At 47.7% G+C, this 470-nt stretch carries 1 protein-coding gene; it reads left to right on the forward strand.

The window, feature by feature from the left end; all coding sequences use genetic code 11:
• A partial coding sequence (locus tag FE394_RS19485; protein WP_319927964.1) for a M15 family metallopeptidase occupies window positions 1-361 on the forward strand: 361 nt, incomplete at its 5' end.
• Window positions 362-470: the final 109 nt, after the last annotated feature.

Raw genomic sequence — 470 nt, forward strand, 5'->3', positions numbered from 1 at the left:
AAATAACCTTAAGGGTGTCCATCCTGATTTGGTGGCTGTTGTTCGCCGCGCACTGGCATTATCTCCGGTTGATTTTACGGTGATTGAGGGGCTAAGAACTCTTGAACGCCAAAAGCAGTTAGTTGCTGAGAAGAAAAGCCGAACCATGAATTCCCGCCATTTAACCGGTCATGCCGTTGACTTACTTCCGGTCGGTGCTGACTGGAATAATTACACATGCTGGCTGCCCGTCTTGAAAGCCATGCATAAGGCTGGTGAAGAACTGGGGATAAAACTGCGATTTGGTATCACTTGGACAGGCAATCCCAACGATAAGCCGGCTAAGTTCTTGGATGCGCCCCATGTTGAGATACCGACATGAAATTCAACAACCGATACTTCACCCTCAGTGCGTTTGTTGTCGTCGCTGGCCTGCTTTGGTTCTATTACAGTGAGCATCAGGACAAAGCCGAAAAATACCATAGCTTAAA

Source organism: Xenorhabdus littoralis (assembly GCF_033949345.1).
GTDB lineage: Bacteria > Pseudomonadota > Gammaproteobacteria > Enterobacterales > Enterobacteriaceae > Xenorhabdus > Xenorhabdus littoralis.